An 18313-nucleotide genomic window follows, 5' to 3' on the forward strand; every position below is an offset into this window, starting at 1 on the left:
TGGTTTTCTAGAAATACGATTCAGTAGCAGATCAGGGCCCGGCGCAGTTTCTGCATCCATCCCAGGCGCTTCTGCCAGGGCACACGGATCATCCAGCCGAAATACGCCATCTGGAGGGAAGCCAGTGCGCCACGCTTGCCGGCAAGTGCCGGACGCCGAGAAACCTCCAGCGCCACCCCCTCTCTCTGCGCCCAGCGCAGCGAGTCGGCGATCCAGTGCCCCTTTTCCACGAGGTTCACGAACTCGAAAAGGGGCTGCTTCATTCCATAGAAGCCGTCGCTGTAGGAGGTCCGGTAAGAACCCATGATTTCGAAATTCCAGGGATTCTCGCCGTCCAGCAGCAATCGGAGCAGATATTCGCGGTCCCAGAATGCCGCGACGGTGGCGCGGTAGGGTGCGCCGCGCCGCAACACGCCGAACAATGGATCGTCCGCGTCGGCATCCGTCCTGATGTGGTTCCAGTATTTCAGGTGCATGGCATCGTGGCGCTCCACGAAATCCAGGCAGTTCTGGAACAGCGCCGGGTCGACCGGCGTGGCCATCATCAGGTCTTCGAGCAGCACCATGACCTTGCGGGCAGGCACCTGCTGCAGGATGGCGCGGAAGCTGGAAGACCAGTCATGGTCCTTGCCGGAAAGCACGGGAATCACCCCCTCTTCCCGGCAGGCAACTTCGTTGCTCCCGAAATACACGGGATGGCCGGTCGCGGAAGGAAACTGGCGCCGCAATTGCGACATGAAGGGCGCCCACAGATCGCTGTATTTGTCGCACGACAGGACCACTATGGCGAAATCATGCATCCGATGAACCCTTGAACATTGAGACCACGGCCCGACCGATCCCGGAGCGGCCTGCAGCCACCCAGAACCCCGCCGCCAGCACCAGGATCGCCACGCCGGTCACGAGCATCACCCACACCAGGTGGATGGGATCGTTCCTGAAATGCCACGCCGCGCAGGCGAGAAAAGGCGCAGCGGAAAACACCAGGTAGGCAAAGAGCAGCCGCCCCTGGGCGAGCAGGTAATGCTCCAAGACCATGATCAGCGCCACCGGCACCATCGCCCATCCATACCAGCGCAGAATGCCCGATGCGCTCCGATAGGCTTCGCCGAAAAGCAGCACAGTGACCTGCTCCGCGAACAGCCAGTAGAAGACGGCCCCGGCTACCGTCATGAACAACGTCATTCCGATCGCCTTCACCAGCAGGTGGCCCGTCGCGTTCTTCAGGGCCGTCCCGGCCGCAGCCATGGGCAGCAGAGGCACCACCACCGCGGAAGGCAGATACATCACGGCCTTGCCCAGGGTGGCCGCGGCCGCATAGTACCCGGCTCTTTCCGCATCGAAGAAGGCCTTCGCCAGCAGCACGTCCACCTGGAACAGGAAATTGAAGGACAGGGTTGCCAGCAGCACGGGGAACAACTCCCCGAGCCCCACCCGGTCCACGGGATTGGACAGGCTCAGGGGCACGTCGAGCCTCCGCCAGCAATAGGCGATGCTGTAGGCGGCGAGGAATCCGCTGGCCAGCGCAAGGCCCAGTGTCGCACCCTGCACGCCCCAGCCGATCGCCACCAGGGCTGCGCTGCCGATCAGCTTGGCGAGCGGCCCCAGCACATTCAGCAGCGCGATGAACCCGAAATGGTGGCGCGCCTGGGCCAGCGCGTTGGCCACGGGCAGCAGCAGCATCAGGAACAGGTTCAGCCCGACAAAGACCACGGGCAGCAGGCTCGGAGAGCGAAGCGTTTTCTGCAGGGGCAGCGCCATCAATGCGAAGGCGCCGATGCCACACAGTCCCAGTCCGAGCAGCCACAACTGGTTCCTCCAGAAGATCGCGCGCACCTCACCGCCCCCATGGAGCGCCAGATGCCGGGAGAAAAACCGGGCCATGGCGATGTTCATCGTGGAGACCGGCACACTGAGAATGGGGACCAGCGCCATCAGCGCACCGAGCAGGCCATACTCCTGCGGCCCCAGCATTCGCCCCATGGCAACGGAATAGGCATACCCGAGAACCCCGCCCAGGATGGACGTGATGAAGAGATAACCGGAAGAACTCAGCAGCTTCCGCCCGAGAGGCGCCTGCTCCGGCGAATCGGCCATCAGTTTGTCTTCCCGAACCCAGCGCCCGCACCGGCTCCCTGGAATGACAGTCGATTGACGATCACCTCGCTCGCGCTGACCAGCACCGGCGTGGGTACGCGCTTGTGGGTTGCGGGATTCTCGAGGAACCGATCGATGGTGGATTCATCGAGCTTGCTGAGGACAGCGTTCTCCCCCAGGCCTTCGGTCCTCTCGGTCACGTTTCTCAGTATGAGGCACGGCTTTCCGAGGTAATAGCACTCCTCCTGGTTCGAGCCGCCATCGGTCACCACATATTCCGCGCCGCCCAGCACCTTCATGAAGTCCATGTAGGGCATGCGCTTGGCGAGCCGGATGCGGGGCTGCGCCTTCAACCGGTCGAGAAGCCCCAGGCGTACCAAAGCCACCTCGGTGAGGTGATGCAGGATGAAGACGCAGGGAGTTTTCTGCGATTGCCGGATGGCCTTCTCGACAAGGCTCCTGACCAGGCGCTCGTTGAACAGGTTCTCCTGCCGATGCAGCACGAAGACGAAGTACGGCCCTTCCAGCCCCTGGACGGGATTATCCTGGGAGCCGCCGCCGGACGACTGAGCGATCGCCAGTGCATCGCGCAGCGTGTTGTCGCCCGTGTCGATCTTCTCTCCACCCAGCCGGCCGAGGTTGCGCAGCGACCACTCGTTGGGGCAGAAATGGATGTCCGCCAGCCGCGACGTGATCACCCGGTCGATCTCTTCCGGAAAAGGATGGAGATAGTTGAAGGAGCGCAGGCCGGCCTCCACGTGAGCGACGTCCGTCCTGAGCACCTTCGCGAGCAATGCGCCCATGACCGTCGATACCGTGTCTCCATGCACAACGACGACGTTCGCTCCGGGCAATTGCCGCATATGGCGCCGAAGTCGCCCCACCGACCGAAGGAGCGTGCGGAAGAACCACATCAGCAGCGAAACCGCGCTCTTGCGGATCTCACCCTCGAAAAGGACGAGATCCGGCGCCTGCTTGCCGACGAGCGCCAGCAGCTCGCTGTGCCGTATGTCGTTCTGGCCCGAAGCCACCAGCTGGAACGGAATGCCGCGCCGCCAGCACACCTGCATGACGGGCATCATCTTGATCAGCTCAGCCGTGGTTCCGATGAAGAAATAGATGTTCTTGTAATGCACGTGCGGGGCTTCAAAGATAGAAATCGCGGATCGCGGAAGTGATCCGGGCCACCTGCGCATCTTCCAGTTCGTAGAACAGAGGAAGCCTCAGCAGGGCATCGGTGTAGCGATCGCAATTCGGCAGCGGCCGTCCATCGTGCAGGCCTGCGTAGTAGGGACTGCTGTGCAGGCTCTGGTAGTGGAAGACGGCGTGGATGCCGGCCGACTTCAGGTGCTCGATCAGCCGTGAGCGCTCTTCCAGGCTGCCGCACACGACGTAGAACATGTGGGCATTGTTGGTGGCATACCCGGGCACGAAAGGCAACGACAGGATGCCCCGCTCCGCCAGGCCCTGCAACTGGTCATGGTACTGGGCCCAGATCGCGAGACGGCGGTCCTGGATCGTGCGCAATTGCTCGAGCTGCGCAAAAAGGAATGCAGCAGTGACGTCCGACGGAAGAAACGACGAACCGATGTCCACCCACCCGTATTTATCCACTTCGCCCCGCCAGAAGGCCGAGCGGTTGGTACCCTTTTCCCACACGATCTCCGCGCGCAACTCCAGCTCGGGATTGTTCACGCACAGCATGCCGCCTTCGCCCGAGATGATGTTCTTCGTTTCGTGGAAGGAAAACGCCCCCAGGTCCCCGATCCCCCCCAGCGGCCGCCCCTTGTAGTACGAATCGATGGCCTGAGCGGCATCTTCCACGATCACCAGATCGTGCCTGCGGGCGAGTTCCAGCAACGGGTCCATGTCGCAGGCGGCCCCCGCATAGTGGACGGGAACGATCGCCTTGGTCCGGGGGGTGATCAGCGCCTCGACGGTCGCGCAGTCCATGTTGGGCTCCCGCGAGCCGCTGTCGGCGAAGACGACACGCGCCCCCCGGAGGACGAACGCATTGGCCGTGGACACGAAGGTGAACGACGGCATGATGACTTCGTCGCCCGGCTCGATGTCGCTGAGCAGCGCGGACATCTCCAGGGCGTCGGTGCAGGACGATGTCAGCAGGGTGCTGCGGAAGCCGAACCGCTCCCTCATGAATGCGTGACACTGGCGCGTGAATCCGCCATTGCCGGATATCTTGCCGGACGCGACTGCCTGCTGGATGTAATCCAGTTCACGCCCGGTCATGAACGGCTTGTTGAAGGGGATCGATTCCATTTACTGCGCCTTGATCCAGCAGTGGAACGTGTGCACTGCCTTGTAGATATAGAACCCGTGTCCTGCCACGCCCCGCAATGCACCGGCATTGCGCAGATGGGTGGAATATTCCATCTGTGCGCAGCCGTTTGCGGCTGTCCATGAGAGAGACGCCCGAAGCAAGGCCCCGAAGATTCCGCGCTTCTGGAAACCAGGATCCACTGCGAAAAGCATTCCATCGCAACGCGCGTCATCCAGGCGACGCAAGGCCGCGAATCCGCAGATGCGGGAAGCCTCGTCCTCGTACACGAGGACGCTGTCGGCGACCCCAGGCTCCTCGACGGCCCTGCGGGCCCAGTCCGGATAGATCTGGTCGGCAGCATGCCCGTCCAGCCGGGCATCGGAATGATAATGTCCCACGTACCCGCGGAACGCCGCGCATGCAACACCTTCGACGGCTGCAGCATCCGCAGCAACGGCCTGCCGCACGGGCCCGGGCGGATCGTCCAGGTTGCCTGCATCGACAGACCGGCGAAGATAGACCAGGGTGTCCATCAATCGGAAGCCCCGCTCTTCCATGGCATGCAATGCGCGGACCGCATCGGCGGAGCACCTCGCGATGAGGAGTTCGAGCTTTTCCGCCTCGGCCGCCTCCAGCGCCGCGCCCACCTCCTGAACATCGGAGATACTGGTTTTCCCGATCCTTCTGGAAAACCGGTGGCTGTCGAGCGGGGAGAACAGCATGGCCTCACTTCCTCCCGATGACGGATTTTTCATCGTAGCTCCTCATGGCAGGAATATGGCCAGCGACTTTCAGGGCCATGTAGAAGCATATCTTCCAGGCCGTGTAGAGCGTCAGCAACGGATGGGAGAGATAGAGGACCTGGCGGCGGGTGATGGCCAGCCATATACCGTCGGCCAGCGGCAGCACGACGGAAAACGCATAAGGCAGGAACAGGTACTTGCGCAGCGCAAGGCCACGCGGCTGGAATGACTGCCGCCCCGTGAAGCCGGCGGCACCCACGCCGTCCGTGTGGAAGATGTTGTTCTTGATCCTCCAGCGTATCTTGGCCAGGAACTTGGACCAGGTGTCGCCGGAATAGTGGCGCAGCGGATTGTTCCTGGCGACGGCGAAGGACTCGCCCCTGCCATTCAGCAGGAAGAACAGGTGGCAAAGATCCTGCGGCCGCTCGATCAGGCGATGGGCTTTGACGTATTCGATGTCCGTCACCACGCCCGCAGCCAGGTTCTCGATGAAAAGGTCCCTGTTGGCCTCTCCTGCCACAAATACGCAGGCATGCTCGGTCTCCGCGACCATGCGGGCTTTCCTGCGGACCGCCGGCAGGTGAAACCCCATTCCCCTCGACTGCCGGTACATGAAGAACGAGAAGGGTTCCCCGAACTCGTTGATGTACTCGTTGACGAGGGGATATCCGGGCGGATTGATATATCCCGAGCTGTCGATGGTCCGCACCTGAGGAAACTCCCGAAAGGTCGCCACGATATGCTCGAACGCCTCCGGGTTGACGATTTCCTCGTCATGGTCCAGGTACACCAGATACTTGCCCCGGGCCGCCTGGAATCCCAGGAACTTCGCATGCACGGGTTCCGTCAGCGGATTGTCGATGACCCTGCACCCGAGGTTCTGCGCCAATTCCCTGGTCGCGTCCGTCGATCCGCCATCCACGGCCAGGATCTCGATGCGATCGCCGGGATAGGTCTGCTTGCGCAGCGCCCCGATCACCATGGGCAGGAGCCTGGTGGAATTGAACGTGGCGATGACCACCGTAATAAGCGGCAGGTTGTCAGTCATGGTGCAGATCCGGTTCGGCAGTATTCACGGCGGCTTCAGCCTTTCCAGGCAGCACTCGGGCATGAACACCCTTGATGGCATATACGCTGATGTCCAGGGACCGGCAGAGCAGCGAGCTGCCGCACTCCCGTTCAGGCACGCGGTGCGCGCCCAGGAACTGCAGCCGGGGATCCGCGGCCAGCCCTTCGTTGATGGCGGCGGCATCCTCCAGGATGCGGTTGTATATGACGATCCGGTTGATGCCGTTCGCTGCCAGGTTTCCCACGGTTTCAGGATCCCCGATATTTCCAAAAATGGGACGGGCTTCAGAATCCCGGGAAAACAGGCGAAGGTCCTTACCCCCTGCGATGGGCTTGCCGTGCACCACCTGCCCCAGCGCCTCGAAGAGCGGAGCCGTTCCCCAGTTGAGGTTCGAATACACCATGGGGTAGCTTGCCACCGCGCTCGCATCCTCATCCAACTCCAGCGACTTGTAGACGCTGGCCACCTGGCTGAAGTCGGTCTTCTGCGTGACGGTGGGCGACCCGGGGAACACCTCCCAGACATAGAACACGCAGAAAAGAGCCACCACGGCCGGGGAATGCCATGAAGGCTTCCAGCGCCATCCCGCGCACAGGATCGCGAGCAGCAAGCCTGCAAAGAAGGAAGCCAGCTGGACGATGCGGGACACGCCGCGGAACATGTCGAAGAAGAAGAAATACGCGTGATTGATGAAGCGCAGCGCGGGAAAGTCCGACGAGAGCACTACGGCCAGCAGGAAGCACAGCAGGAACGGCGCCCAGTACCGGTGCCTCCAGCTGTGCCTGGACAGGCAGGCGATGATCAGCACGGACACCAGGGAATATCCGAGGAAGGCTCCCACGTCCACCGGCGCGGAGAACGGATAGAGCTTGGAAGCCACTCCCGGCACGAGAGGCACGCCCTGCTGGAAGACGGCGCTCTCGAGCCCGCCTGCGGGACGGACGAGATTGGACTGCACCGGGTTCGTCACGAGGAACCACTGCTGCTGTAAGAACTGGATATTCAGTCCGAACAGGCAGACTCCACTGAGCAGGCAGTAAAGCGCCAGGCGGGATGCGATCTGCCGCAGCGGCCAGGGCTGCATCAGCAGGATGAGGGGCGTGAACAGCCAGCCGTAGAACGCCCAGTAGGGATTGATGCGGAACTGGACGGCGTTCAGCACGCAAGACACCAGGAGGTACTTCAGGGCACCGCCTTCCAGGTATTTCAGGAAGAACAGGTACACCAGCGGCAGCAACCAGAAATGGTTGTTCGACATCGATCCCCGCGACAGCATGAGGAAGTACCCCGAGAACGCGAAGACGACGGCGCCGGCGAAGGCCGCGGCATGCCTGCGGGTCACATGCCAGCACAGCAGGTACATGGCATAGGCTGACAGCGGATAGGCAAGGAGCGCCGATACGTTGATGGCGCGGATCAGGTCGCGCCAGGAACCACCCGAGGCCTGCACGATCCATGCGCGGATGTCGTCCAGCAGGTTGTCGAACGGAAAGGGCGACAGGTCGTAGCCGAACGGATAGCTCAGGTCGTGCGCGATGCCGATGCTCGAGAAGACATGCCCCGTATGCACCTTCAGCCAGATGAACCACAGCGTCCCGTCGGTGTCCACATCGGGCATCGAATACACGGCAGAAGGGTCCACCAGAACCCAGCGATGGGCGAACAGCGCAGCGGTGAAGGCGGTGAACAGCACCAGAACCGCCACATGCCATCGCCAGCCCATGGTGTCCGGGACTGGTGCCGGAGCCATGCGGGCCGCAGGCAGGACGCCTCCAGCCACGTAGCTGTCAGCCCTGGCGCTCATCAGCAGACCCGCTCTCGAAATTCAGCCGTTCCCGGATGATGTAGACAGGCCGGTGGATCGCCTCGGTATGGATGGCGCCGATGTAGAGGGACATCAACCCCATCGCCATGAGGACGAGGCCGATGAAGAAAGTGTTCGCCACCACCACGATGGCCAGCGGCGTATAGGCATGCTGCTCCGACAGGAAATAGGACGTCAGCATCCAGGCCAGCAATCCCCCGCTGAGCAGCGTGATGAAGGCGCCGATGTACCCGATCAGCCGCAGGGGAAACAGCGAAAACGACGTGATGCTGGATACTGCCATCTTCATCAGGCGCATGTACGAATAGCCAGGCACGCCAGCCTCGCGCGCGCCGGCATGGAATTCGACGTACACCTTGCGGAACCCCATCCAGTCCATGATTCCCCGGAACATCGGCTGACGGTCCGTGACGGTCCGGAATGCATCCACCACCTTGCGGTCGAACAGCCGGAAGTCGGTGGTTTGCGACACCATGTCCAGCCCGGATATCTTGGACATCAGCCAGTAGTAGCCATGCGAGCCGATCCGGCGCAACAGCGGCTGCTTGTCGATGCCGGTCCGGATCGTGGCGACGATGTCCGCCCCGCTACTCCGCCAGGTTTCCACCAGCGTGGGAATCAATTCGGGAGGGTGCTGCAGATCGGCGTCCATGCAGATCACCGCATCTGCGTCCGTGGAATGCACCCCGGCAGTGAGCGCCACTTCCTTGCCGAAATTTCGGGAGAAATCGATCACCTTGATGTTGTCGTGGGCCGCGGCCATTTCCCGAAGGACATCCATGGAACGATCGGAGCTGCCGTCGTTCACGAAGATGAATTCCACGGAAATGCCGGGAATCTTCTCCACCGCACTCGCCGTTCTTCTGTGGAGATTGGCGATGTTCTTTTCCTCGCAGAACACCGGCACCACGATCGCTATCTTTTTCATCATTGCTCCAAACCCCTTCACCCGTTTCCTGCAGGCAACTCGCCGACGCACGCGATGGCCGGGAGTCGTCCCGGAAAGAAAGCCTCAGCGGCCGTATGTGTCGTGGAGGCGGACGATGTCGTCCTCTCCCAGGTAGCTGCCCGATTGCACCTCGATGATCTCGAGAGGCACCTTGCCCGGGTTGGCGAGGCGATGCACATGGCCCAGCGGAATGTAGGTGGATTCGTTCTCGCCGAGCAGGAACGTCTCTTCGCCCTTGGTGACTTCCGCCGTCCCTTTCACCACCACCCAATGCTCCGCGCGATGGTGGTGCTTCTGCAGGCTCAGGCTGGCTCCCGGATTGACGACGATGCGCTTGACCTGGAAACGATCGCCGCTGTCGATGGCGTCGTACCAGCCCCAGGGCCGGTGCATCTTGCGATGGTTGTGCGCAAGGGCATGCCCATTCTTGCGCAGCAGGGCGACGATCTGCTTGACGTCCTGGGTGCGCCGCTTGTCGGCCACCAGAACCGCATCGGGTGTCTCGATGACCATGATGTTTTCCAGGCCCACGCCCGCCACCAGCCGGCTGCTGGACAGCAGCAGCGCACCACTGCAGTCGTGCGCGACCACATCCCCCACCCGGGCGTTGCCCGCGCCATCGCGCGACAGCGTTTCCCACACGGCATCCCATGCGCCCAGGTCCGACCATCCTGCGCTCATCGGCACCACGCAGGCGGGGATTCCAAGACCGGGCATGGAGGGAAGGCGCTCCATCACGGCATAGTCGATGGAGTCCGAAGGACAGGCATCGAACGCCTCGCCGTCGGGCCGCACGAAATCCATGTCCCGCACGGCCTGCGCCATCGCGGATTCGCAAGCCACGGCAATGTCGGGCCTGCAATGCCGCATCGCCTCGAGCCAGACACTGGCGCGCACCATGAACAGGCCGCTGTTCCACAGATGGCGCCCTCCTTCCATGTAGCGCAACGCCCGCGCAGCATCGGGTTTTTCGGCAAAGCTCTGCACCCGGTCGATGCCGGGTGCATGCGCTGCACCCCGCTCGATGTAGCCATACCCTGTCTCGGGACGACTGGGCACGATGCCGAAAGTGACCATGGCCCCGGCACATGCATGAGGGAAAGCGCAGGCCACGGCAGCCTGGAATGCGGGAAGGTCAGCGATGGCATGGTCCGCGGGCATGGCGAGCATGACCGGGTCGCCTCCGTCAGCCAGCGCTTGCAGGGCCGCCAGCGTGAGGGCGGGCGCGGTATTGCGTCCTGAGGATTCAAGAAGGATCCGGGCCTGCCCCATGCCTGAGGCCATCAGTTGGCTGGCGGCCAGGAAGCGGTGCTCCCGGTTGCACACCACGATGGGAGATGGGTCCACAGGACAGCGGGCCGGAAGCCCCGCAAGCCGCAAAGCGGTTTCCTGGAGCATCGTTCGCTCTCCGCCGAGCGAGAGGAATTGCTTGGGATAGGTTTCCCGGGACAGGGGCCACAGGCGCGTACCGGATCCGCCACACAGGATGACGGCAAGCAGTTTGTCATTCATAAAACGAAGAGTCGGATGCGGGCCCGCGACGCAGGCTCTCGTTGTCGGCTTCCAGCAGGGCAAGGCGCTGATTCAGCCGGCGCACATCCCTTTCGATCCGGGTATTCACCATGTCGGCATGCAATGCCTTCACCAGAAGGACCATGCAGGCAAGAAGCAGGAGAAGCGCCGGCGGATAGCTGATGCCCACTACCAGCGCAAGGCGGTCGATGAGTCCGGGCCAGGCCCCGAGCAGCGCTGCCGCGCAGGCGACGACGACCCAGAAAAGGCCGTGCATCAGATAGAGATGGTCTCTACGAATCAGGTAGAGAATCAGCGCTGCCAATCCGATGCCCAGCAGAGCGGTAGTTACTTGCAGTGAGGCCATCGGTTTCCATTGTTTCTTCGTGCGCGCATTCCCGGACTGGCGAGCAGGGGCCAGCGAGGAAGCGGACGGCGAGACATCCGTAACACTGCAACCGTTCTCCCGCCGCTCCTTTGGAGGCAGCGATTGTAGTCGTGCAGCACGACAGCCGAGCCACGCACTCCCTCCTTGCAGTAAACCGTGTCGGGGCATGCCGCAAACACAGGATGTTACATTGCATGCCTTGCGCCGGGCATGCCCGGGAGGGGGGTGGGGACGTCGGATTTCCGCCATGCATTTCAACACCGGCGACGCCCTGGATTCGTCTGCCACCTGAAGCACCGTCATGGGTGCACATCGATCAAGACATGGCGCCACTGGAAAATTACGGCGGGGAAGCTTCCGCATTGCGGAGGCACGGGTCCGCGCTGGTTCTTTTCACCTGCCTGACCCTCCTGCTTTTCTCGCACCGCTGGTGGAGCGTCGACCCCTTTTCGGTGTATTCGATGCCCGATGTGGACACGGACGGAACGCTGTGGTTCATCTGGCTGAAGGCCCATTCAGGCCATCTCTTCACCAGTGTCGAGCTGACACCCCTGCTCACCTACCCCTTCGGCTTCGACCTGAGCCCGTTCCCGTTCGACAACCTGATCGATGACCTGCGCTCCGCGGCTGTGCGCTGGTCGGGTGGTGGGTGGCGCTCGGCAGTATTCGTCATCAACGCTTCTGCGCTGCTCGCATACCCGCTGGCCGCGATGACCATGTATCTGCTCTGCTGGCACCTCACACAGCGGCACCTGTCGGCCCTGGCCGGAGCGGTGGTTTTTGGGTTTTCCGGCTACTTCATCATGCTGTCGCGGGGTTCCATGGCCAACAACCATTTCTGGCTGTTGCCCCTGGTATATCTTTTCTTCATCCGATACTGCGAGAGCCGCCGCTGGCACGAACTGCTGATCTCGTGCATCCTTACTGCAATACAGTTTCGTATCAATCCGTACTGGTCGTTCTACGGATGGCTTTTCACACCGGTATTCCTTGCATTCGCGCCGTTTCCCTGGAAGGCAAAATTCCTGGACATGCTCAGGTATTCCGCGCTCAGCGGCCTGTGCCTTTTCCTGCTGAATATCCAGTTCATACAGCAGCAGTGGTACCTGATCACCAATCCGGCCATGGCAGGACTGGTGCGCCCGCCAGGTGAAGTACTGTCCGCGATATTCGAGCAAGGCGCGGAATTCATGCCGGGCATTGCTCCGGCAATCTACCCCTTTTCCGCCCCGATGGACGTCGGGGCATTTCTCGGGTACTCACTGCTCCTGCTGCTCACCCTGGCTTGCTGCAGAAAGGCGGCCTGGAACCACCCGCTCTTCAAACCGGGCCTGCTGTGCTTCGCCGCTGCCGTCGTCCTCTCGAGCTACGTCCCCGCGCTCACCGCCGTGAATTTCCTGTATTTCGCCATCTTCGACATGTTCCGGGGGGTCTCCAGGGTAGTGCAGCTCGCCGCTTTCTTCGGCGGAATCATCGCGGCCATCTATCTGTCCACGTTCCGGAAGCACTCCGCGCGTCTCTGGCTGGGTGTCGCCGCCGTGCTGGCCTGGTACCTGGCCGAGGTTTACCCCGGATCGCCCACGTTGCGCCAGAAAACCGACTTCGCGCAGGTGGCCGCCGTCTATGACAGCCTGGCCAGGGACGATGGGGCGACCGCCGTGGCCAGCTATCCCATGACCTACTACAACCAGAGCTGGGGAACGGCCCCGCTCTTCGAGGTCATCGGACAGGTGGTCCATGAAAAACCCCTGGCCGGCGCCAAGGACCTGCGCCTTTTCGAGAGCGACCCCGAGGCACGCCCCCTGTTCGGAGACATATCCGATCCCCGGACCGTCGAAACGCTGGCCCGGCATGGCATCAACCGCATCGTCCTGTACAACCGGCTGATCGGTGGAGCGGAAACAGTCCACCAATTGCTGTCCTCAAACCCCAGGGTCTCCTTCATGGGCCGCCACTCCATCGATGAACACGATTGCGGCATCTCCCTCATCTGCAAATCGCTCGACATCAGCATCTACCGAATCAATGGCGTTGTCGCACCCGCAAGCATTCCCTTGCCGGTCGGACGCCATTGAAGCATCTGCTTATTGAAAAATGAACAGCAACGCACTCATCCTCGGCATTTCACCCCAGCACACGTCGTCCGTCAGCGTGACAGACATGGAAGGGAAAATCCTTTTCGCGGCATCGGAAGAGCGCTTCAACCGGATCAAATGCTACAACTCGATCCCGCTGGACGCGCTCACTCATGTGGCGTGCCATTTCGATGTCTCGCGCATCGAAGGGGTGGCGATCGCAGGCGGCCACCGCTTCCGCAAGATCGATTTCCTGCCTTCCGACCAGCAGGAAAGAAGCCTTCGCAACCCGTTGCTGCTTCCCCGCTTTCTTTCCAAGAAGGACGGGCGCAGCGAATGGCACGGCGTCCTCAAGGGATTGGGAATAGCGGCAGCCCCGAACTGGTACGACCATCACGAATGCCACGCGGCAAGTGCGTACTACGCGTGCGGCATGGATGACGCGCTGGTGGTCACCATTGATGGCGGCGGCGATGGCCTGTCGCTCACCATATCCCATGGACGCCAGGGCACCCTGCGCCGCCTGAAGGAATTCAAGGAAGACGCTTCCCTCGGATTCTTCTACGGCGCCGTCACCAGCGGCCTGGGCTTCCGCATCTTCCGCCACGAAGGCAAGCTCACCGGCCTTGCCGCTTATGGCGACCAGTCCCGGCTGTATTCCGAATTGAGCGATCTCTTCCAGATCAGCACGGAGGGCGGGGACGTGAAAATCCGTTCGGCCCTGGTGGAAGCGATGTTCAAGCCGGATTTCCCCGCAGAGCACCTGTTCCTGGCCAGGAACTATGCCAGCTTCCTGAGCGGCAAGGTCACGCTGCAGCAGTTCAGGGATGCCCTCAACAACTATCGGCCGGGCACCGCATTCCGGAAGCATTTCGGAGGCCGGCAGTACACGCAGGAGGACATGGCCGCGGCAGCGCAGGCCGTGCTCGAGGACAGCGTGCTGAAGCTCGTGCGCCACTATCTCCAGCAGACCGGCTGTACGAATCTGGTGCTGGCGGGCGGGGTGGTGGCCAACGTCAAGCTGAACCAGCGCCTGTTCAACATCGAAGGTGTGCAGAACATCTTCGTGGCTCCCTACATGGGCGATGAAGGTCTGTGCGTCGGTGCGGCCTACCTTCACCTGAAGCAGCACTCTCCGGCCTTCGCGGGCAGGACTCTCGACACCATGTACCTCGGCCCGTCCTATGGAACGGAGCGGGTGGAGCAGGCACTGCAAAAGGCAGGGGTTCAGGGAATGGAGCGCATCGACGATCCCTCGGTCCGGGCCCGCCGCATCGCGGAGCTGATCGCGCAGGACCGGGTGGTGGGATTCTTCAGCGGCGCCATGGAATTCGGGCCGCGCTCCCTGGGCGCCCGAAGCGTTCTGGCGTCCGCCAAGCAATACGAGATCAATGACACGCTCAACAAGCGCATGAAGCGCTCCGAATTCATGCCTTTCGCCCCGGTACTGCCCCATGAGCGGGCTCGGGATGTCCTGGCAGGCAAGTTGGCCGGCTCGGAATTCGCCGCGGAGTTCATGACCATCACGTATGACGTCCATGAAAAGTACCGGCAGCTCGCCCCGGCCGTGGTGCATGTCGACGGAACGGCGCGCCCCCAGTTGATCAAAAAGGAAAAGCATCCGGTCTATCACGACGTGCTGATCCACTACGAGAAGCTGACCGGCGTTCCGATCCTGGTGAACACCAGCTTCAACATGCACGAGGAGCCGATCGTGAACACGCCAGAGGATGCCATCCGGGCCTTCCGGCAAGGCTGCGTGGACACCCTTGCCATCGAGAACTTCGTCGTCTCCTGAATGGCGGCACCGCATACCCGCATGAAGAACTCCCTCAGGGCCCACGGGCAGCGGGCAGCCGCAGTACTCCGGGCAGCCTGCGCCCTCCTCGGCCTCGCGGCGGGCATGGCGTGGGCCGCCTCCGGCGAAACAACGCCTCCGCGGCGGGAAATCACGTTCGGAGAACCCCTGGTGTCCAGTTACTGGGGGCAGAAAATCCTGCGGCTCGCTCCTGCAGAGCCCCTGCCGCAAGGCAGCTACCGCGTCAGGGCGGAGATCGTTCCCAGGATGTCCGATGCGGGGAAGGCGGAGAACGGAATTCCACTCGTACCCGCCGGCGCAGCCCGGCCGGTCCAAAGCGGCGTGACCATGGAATTCGTGGCGCCCAGCGGCACCCAACTGCAGGATTTCACCGAGTTGCTGGCGGAAACCGAGGACCTGCGTGGTTGCCGGGCGGACTGGTCCGTGGAGCTCCAGTCCGCGCAGCCGGGAGAGCCACGGCGCATCATCCGGCTCGGAGATGACGGTCTGCATGCGGCAGACGCAACGGTCATCATGGCAGAGCAGCCGGATCGCCTGGAATGGGTCCGGAAGGACTTCGGCTATCTCGTCAGGCGGGAGCTCGGACTGGCGCCCGATCAGCGCTGGCGCTACGCCCAGGATGGAGGGTTCACCGTCATCCAGCGGCGCCTGGACATTCCGCTGCGGGACGCCCACACCATCGAGCTGGAGTTCCCGGGCGGCACCGTGCTGAGCGGCGTGAACCTTTCAATCTCCAGAGGCCCCGGGCGAAAGGCCCATCAGTTGCTGTCGGGTGGCGAGTTCGCCAGCCGCACCGAAGACGACGGAGCGCGCACGCGCGTATCTCTGCACCTGGGCAGCGCGCTCGCCGACGGGGCACGATGGGGCGATGCGCCCCATCTCTCGGAAATCCTCATCTCCTATCAGGGCAACGAAGCGGACGTGGCACGGAACAAGCCCCTGCGCAGCATGCGTGTCCTGGGGGAGTACACGCGCGACAGCGCCACTTCCCCATCCACGCGGATCGACCACCTGACAGACGCAGCTTCGGGCAAGCGCCTGCAACGGCGGTACTTCCCCACGGACCATATCGACAGGACGCCAGGGAATGCGGAGCAGTTCTCGGGAGTCCTCCTGCACGTACCGCAGGGCTGCGAAAACGGCATCTTCCGCGCCAGCCTGATCAGGGCGGAGAGCGCGCGACCCGAGCCCCTGTTCCTGGCGGGCGTTCGCAGGCAACTGGAAAAAATGGGTGGGCCATTCCTGCAGCCGGACGCCTCCTCGCGGGAGTGGCTGCAGCACGTTCAATGGCTGCCATTCGCAGAAGCGCAGACCGAAATGCGGCGCCTCCACGGACCGGACGCCGCAGCCGAGCTCCCGGGCTGGGGAGTGCGCCTGCAATGGAGCGGTGCCCATCCCCGCCTGACCATCGCCAGGGAAGGACTCGTTGCCTCCGGACTCCGCACGGCCCGTATGGATTGGGCCCTCCACACCATTGCCCGGCCGGATCTGCGCATCTATGCAGACATGCCATCGGGAGCCCTGCAGTTCGACTCGCTCGAGGCGGAGCTGCAGCTGGAGTCCGGGGCTGTATCCCGGTTCCAGCTCACACCGAACCGGGCTCAGGCGCTGCCGGCAGACATCCCGGCAGGCACCCGTATCCGCGGCCTGTCCATCACCTTCCAGCCATCCGGCCCACCACAGGACTGGACGCTGGCGAGCCTGGGCATCTTCCGCCCCTACCTGGTCCTGCTGGGCGACCTGGCGGGCCAGCCGCGACCCGGCTGGGCCGTACGGCCTCTGACCCTCGCTCCGGATGAGGGAATGCTCCCCGGAGGAACCTATCGGTGGACGGCCCATCCGTCCGGCCTCCGGGCAGGCGACCTGCTGCAAGCCCGCATCACGCACACCTTCGGTACCTTGCCGCAGGAAGCGTGCTGGCTGACCGTGGAAGCCGCAGGCGAACGCGGTGGCCAGGCACGCACCACCCTTTGTCCTTCCGCGGCACAGTGGCAGACCGGCCTTTCGGCACTGCTTCACAGCGGCAGCCTCGCGCCGGACGAGCCACTGAGCGCACTGGCCTGGTCAGCCCGTCTTTCCGCCCCGCCACAGGCCGACGGCCTGCAGGTTCTGCTGGGCACTGCTGCACGGCCCTCGGTGCTGGATACGCTCTCGCATGGACTTGCACTGCAACTGGAGCGCGGCGCTCCGCCTCTGCGGCCGGTCGGCGGTGCGCCGGTCGCAGTTCCCGTCCTGCCGGCCCCGACATGGCTGGACTATGGAATCTGGAAGTCCATGGCAGACCGCCCCCCGGCAGACAACCCCTGGCAGGATGAAGACCTTTTCGAGTTGCGCCGCATTACCTGGGTGGCAGATCCGTCGCTATGGCCGGCGCTGGAGGATCTCCGCAAGACCCGGCTCCGCCAATCGGTGGCAGCCTTTCCCAAGCCCGAGGCGGGGCTGCGCCTGCAAAGCGCCTTGCTGGCCCTGTTCATCATGGCAGTCGTGCTGGCCACGGCGCGCAGCCAGTGGCTGCGGTACCTGGTGGTGCGGTGGTGCCAGCCGTTGCGCACCTGGGCGGATGGCATGCGGGGCCGGATCCACACGTCCGCCATGCCACAGTCCTTTCCACCCGCGAAAGCCATGTTCACGGCAGCAGCCACAGGGCTTGCACTGCTCTGGATGTGGATGGGAGGTCGCAAGGACGCGGAAGCCCCGTGGTTCCTCGCTGCGGGCCTGCTCGCGACCCTGACGGCGTGCGTGCGGCTATGGCCCGCATCACCGGACTCTCGACTGCCCAGGCCTGCATTGCGCCCGGTCGTCTCATTGCTCTGGTTCGCGCTTCTGGCGTGGCTGCTGGGACATCTGGGGCCTCCGAAACAGCTTCTCGTCCATGCGAGCCTGGTGCTGGCCTGCGTGCTCTGGACCGGCGTTCCCGCATCCGCCGCGCCCGCGGTGAGCCTGCGGACCATCGCATGCCATCCAGGCTTCCTGCTGATGCTCTCCAGCCTGGGGCTGTATGCCCTTGGTCTGTCGTCACCCGCCTTCGTGCGGAGGGAAAACATCTGGATCACCATGGGCGCTATTGTTCTGGTGGCTGCCTGGTGGCAGGCGGCACGGGGTCTTCTCCCCATCCTGGAGGCCCGCGCTCCGCGCTGGGCGTGCGCGCTGCGGAGCGTGCCCGGAGGGGGGCTGTTTGCGGGTGCCGTGGCTGCGCTCGCCCTTTCCTGCACAGCGCTGTGGCTCGGCCAGAGCGTATTGGCCGCCCACCTGAGCACGCTGTTTTTCTATTTCTGGTGCGTGGGGGCGGCCGCTACAGCGATCGGTGCCTGGGCTGTACGCGACAGGCCGGACAACGGCACGGCTTCGGCGACGGACTCCAGAGGCCTCGAAAACCGGGGCTCGTGACGCGGACACGGTGAATTACCCGCCAAGCACCGGGCATGCGGGCACTGGGCGGATGGCCGCCGATCACGGCATCCGCACCGGCCATCAGGGCAGCCGTGGCCCATCCTTTGCCAGATGCCCCGGCGGCGATTCGCCAAGAAAAAAGGGGCGCGGACACCGTCCGCGCCCCTG

Annotated in this window: 13 protein-coding genes; 3 read left to right on the forward strand and 10 right to left on the reverse strand. The window is 63.3% G+C overall.

Going from position 1 to position 18313, the window contains the following annotated elements; translation table 11 throughout:
- Window positions 1-20 precede the first annotated feature (20 nt).
- The 10 genes from BLR05_RS11545 to BLR05_RS11590 form a co-directional block, all read right to left on the reverse strand.
- Window positions 21-800: a hypothetical protein gene (locus BLR05_RS11545; protein ID WP_092834631.1), complete on the reverse strand. Its 780-nt coding sequence runs from the start codon at window positions 798-800 to the stop codon at window positions 21-23.
- On the reverse strand, window positions 793-2097 hold the full coding sequence (locus BLR05_RS11550) for an oligosaccharide flippase family protein (RefSeq protein ID WP_092834632.1): 1305 nt from the start codon (window positions 2095-2097) through the stop codon (window positions 793-795). The genes BLR05_RS11545 and BLR05_RS11550 overlap by 8 nt, the downstream gene beginning before the upstream one ends.
- Entirely contained in the window at window positions 2097-3233 is a 1137-nt protein-coding gene (locus BLR05_RS11555; RefSeq protein WP_167361246.1) for a UDP-N-acetylglucosamine 2-epimerase, read from the reverse strand. Before BLR05_RS11555 ends, BLR05_RS11550 begins: the two co-directional genes overlap by 1 nt.
- Window positions 3234-3243: 10 nt before the next feature.
- A complete protein-coding gene (gene rffA / locus BLR05_RS11560; RefSeq protein ID WP_092834634.1) occupies window positions 3244-4374 on the reverse strand; it encodes a dTDP-4-amino-4,6-dideoxygalactose transaminase in 1131 nt (376 codons plus the stop codon).
- Window positions 4375-5097: a GNAT family N-acetyltransferase gene (locus BLR05_RS11565; RefSeq protein ID WP_092834635.1), complete on the reverse strand. Its 723-nt coding sequence runs from the start codon at window positions 5095-5097 to the stop codon at window positions 4375-4377.
- A gap of 4 nt (window positions 5098-5101) precedes the next feature.
- On the reverse strand, window positions 5102-6166 hold the full coding sequence (locus tag BLR05_RS11570) for a glycosyltransferase family 2 protein (protein WP_092834636.1): 1065 nt from the start codon (window positions 6164-6166) through the stop codon (window positions 5102-5104).
- Window positions 6159-7991: a hypothetical protein gene (locus tag BLR05_RS11575; protein ID WP_208606008.1), complete on the reverse strand. Its 1833-nt coding sequence runs from the start codon at window positions 7989-7991 to the stop codon at window positions 6159-6161. The genes BLR05_RS11570 and BLR05_RS11575 overlap by 8 nt, the downstream gene beginning before the upstream one ends.
- Complete coding sequence (locus BLR05_RS11580; RefSeq protein ID WP_208606009.1) at window positions 7975-8940, reverse strand: glycosyltransferase family 2 protein; 966 nt, start codon at window positions 8938-8940, stop codon at window positions 7975-7977. The genes BLR05_RS11575 and BLR05_RS11580 overlap by 17 nt, the downstream gene beginning before the upstream one ends.
- Window positions 8941-9024: 84 nt before the next feature.
- Window positions 9025-10473 carry a mannose-1-phosphate guanylyltransferase/mannose-6-phosphate isomerase gene (locus BLR05_RS11585; RefSeq protein WP_092834638.1) on the reverse strand — a complete coding sequence of 483 codons (1449 nt, stop codon included), beginning with the start codon at window positions 10471-10473 and terminating at the stop codon, window positions 9025-9027.
- Window positions 10466-10840, reverse strand: coding sequence for a DUF2304 domain-containing protein (locus tag BLR05_RS11590; protein ID WP_092834639.1), 375 nt, complete (start codon window positions 10838-10840; stop codon window positions 10466-10468). Before BLR05_RS11590 ends, BLR05_RS11585 begins: the two co-directional genes overlap by 8 nt.
- A gap of 326 nt (window positions 10841-11166) precedes the next feature.
- Between BLR05_RS11590 and BLR05_RS11595 the strand changes: the two genes are divergently transcribed.
- The 3 genes from BLR05_RS11595 (at window position 11167) to BLR05_RS11605 (ending at window position 18142) form a co-directional block, all read left to right on the forward strand.
- Complete coding sequence (locus BLR05_RS11595) at window positions 11167-12936, forward strand: glycosyltransferase family protein (protein ID WP_225979121.1); 1770 nt, start codon at window positions 11167-11169, stop codon at window positions 12934-12936.
- Between the two features lie 19 nt (window positions 12937-12955).
- Window positions 12956-14734: a carbamoyltransferase family protein gene (locus tag BLR05_RS11600; RefSeq protein ID WP_092834640.1), complete on the forward strand. Its 1779-nt coding sequence runs from the start codon at window positions 12956-12958 to the stop codon at window positions 14732-14734.
- Window positions 14735-15082: 348 nt separating this feature from the next.
- Complete coding sequence (locus BLR05_RS11605; protein WP_143015902.1) at window positions 15083-18142, forward strand: hypothetical protein; 3060 nt, start codon at window positions 15083-15085, stop codon at window positions 18140-18142.
- Window positions 18143-18313: the final 171 nt, after the last annotated feature.

Source organism: Paracidovorax cattleyae (assembly GCF_900104515.1).
Classification (GTDB): Bacteria; Pseudomonadota; Gammaproteobacteria; order Burkholderiales; family Burkholderiaceae_C; genus Paracidovorax; species Paracidovorax cattleyae.

Excerpts from the sequence above, each read along its gene's own strand:
- BLR05_RS11545 (WP_092834631.1), bottom strand. The coding sequence starts at position 800 with ATGCATGATTTCGCCATAGTGGTCCTGTCGTGCGACAAATACAGCGAT.
- BLR05_RS11550 (WP_092834632.1), bottom strand. The coding sequence starts at position 2,097 with ATGGCCGATTCGCCGGAGCAGGCGCCTCTCGGGCGGAAGCTGCTGAGT.
- rffA (WP_092834634.1), bottom strand. The coding sequence starts at position 4,374 with ATGGAATCGATCCCCTTCAACAAGCCGTTCATGACCGGGCGTGAACTG.
- BLR05_RS11565 (WP_092834635.1), bottom strand. The coding sequence starts at position 5,097 with ATGCTGTTCTCCCCGCTCGACAGCCACCGGTTTTCCAGAAGGATCGGG.
- BLR05_RS11570 (WP_092834636.1), bottom strand. The coding sequence starts at position 6,166 with ATGACTGACAACCTGCCGCTTATTACGGTGGTCATCGCCACGTTCAAT.
- BLR05_RS11575 (WP_208606008.1), bottom strand. The coding sequence starts at position 7,991 with ATGAGCGCCAGGGCTGACAGCTACGTGGCTGGAGGCGTCCTGCCTGCG.
- BLR05_RS11580 (WP_208606009.1), bottom strand. The coding sequence starts at position 8,940 with ATGAAAAAGATAGCGATCGTGGTGCCGGTGTTCTGCGAGGAAAAGAAC.
- BLR05_RS11585 (WP_092834638.1), bottom strand. The coding sequence starts at position 10,473 with ATGAATGACAAACTGCTTGCCGTCATCCTGTGTGGCGGATCCGGTACG.
- BLR05_RS11590 (WP_092834639.1), bottom strand. The coding sequence starts at position 10,840 with ATGGCCTCACTGCAAGTAACTACCGCTCTGCTGGGCATCGGATTGGCA.
- BLR05_RS11600 (WP_092834640.1), top strand. The coding sequence starts at position 12,956 with ATGAACAGCAACGCACTCATCCTCGGCATTTCACCCCAGCACACGTCG.
- BLR05_RS11605 (WP_143015902.1), top strand. The coding sequence starts at position 15,083 with ATGGAATTCGTGGCGCCCAGCGGCACCCAACTGCAGGATTTCACCGAG.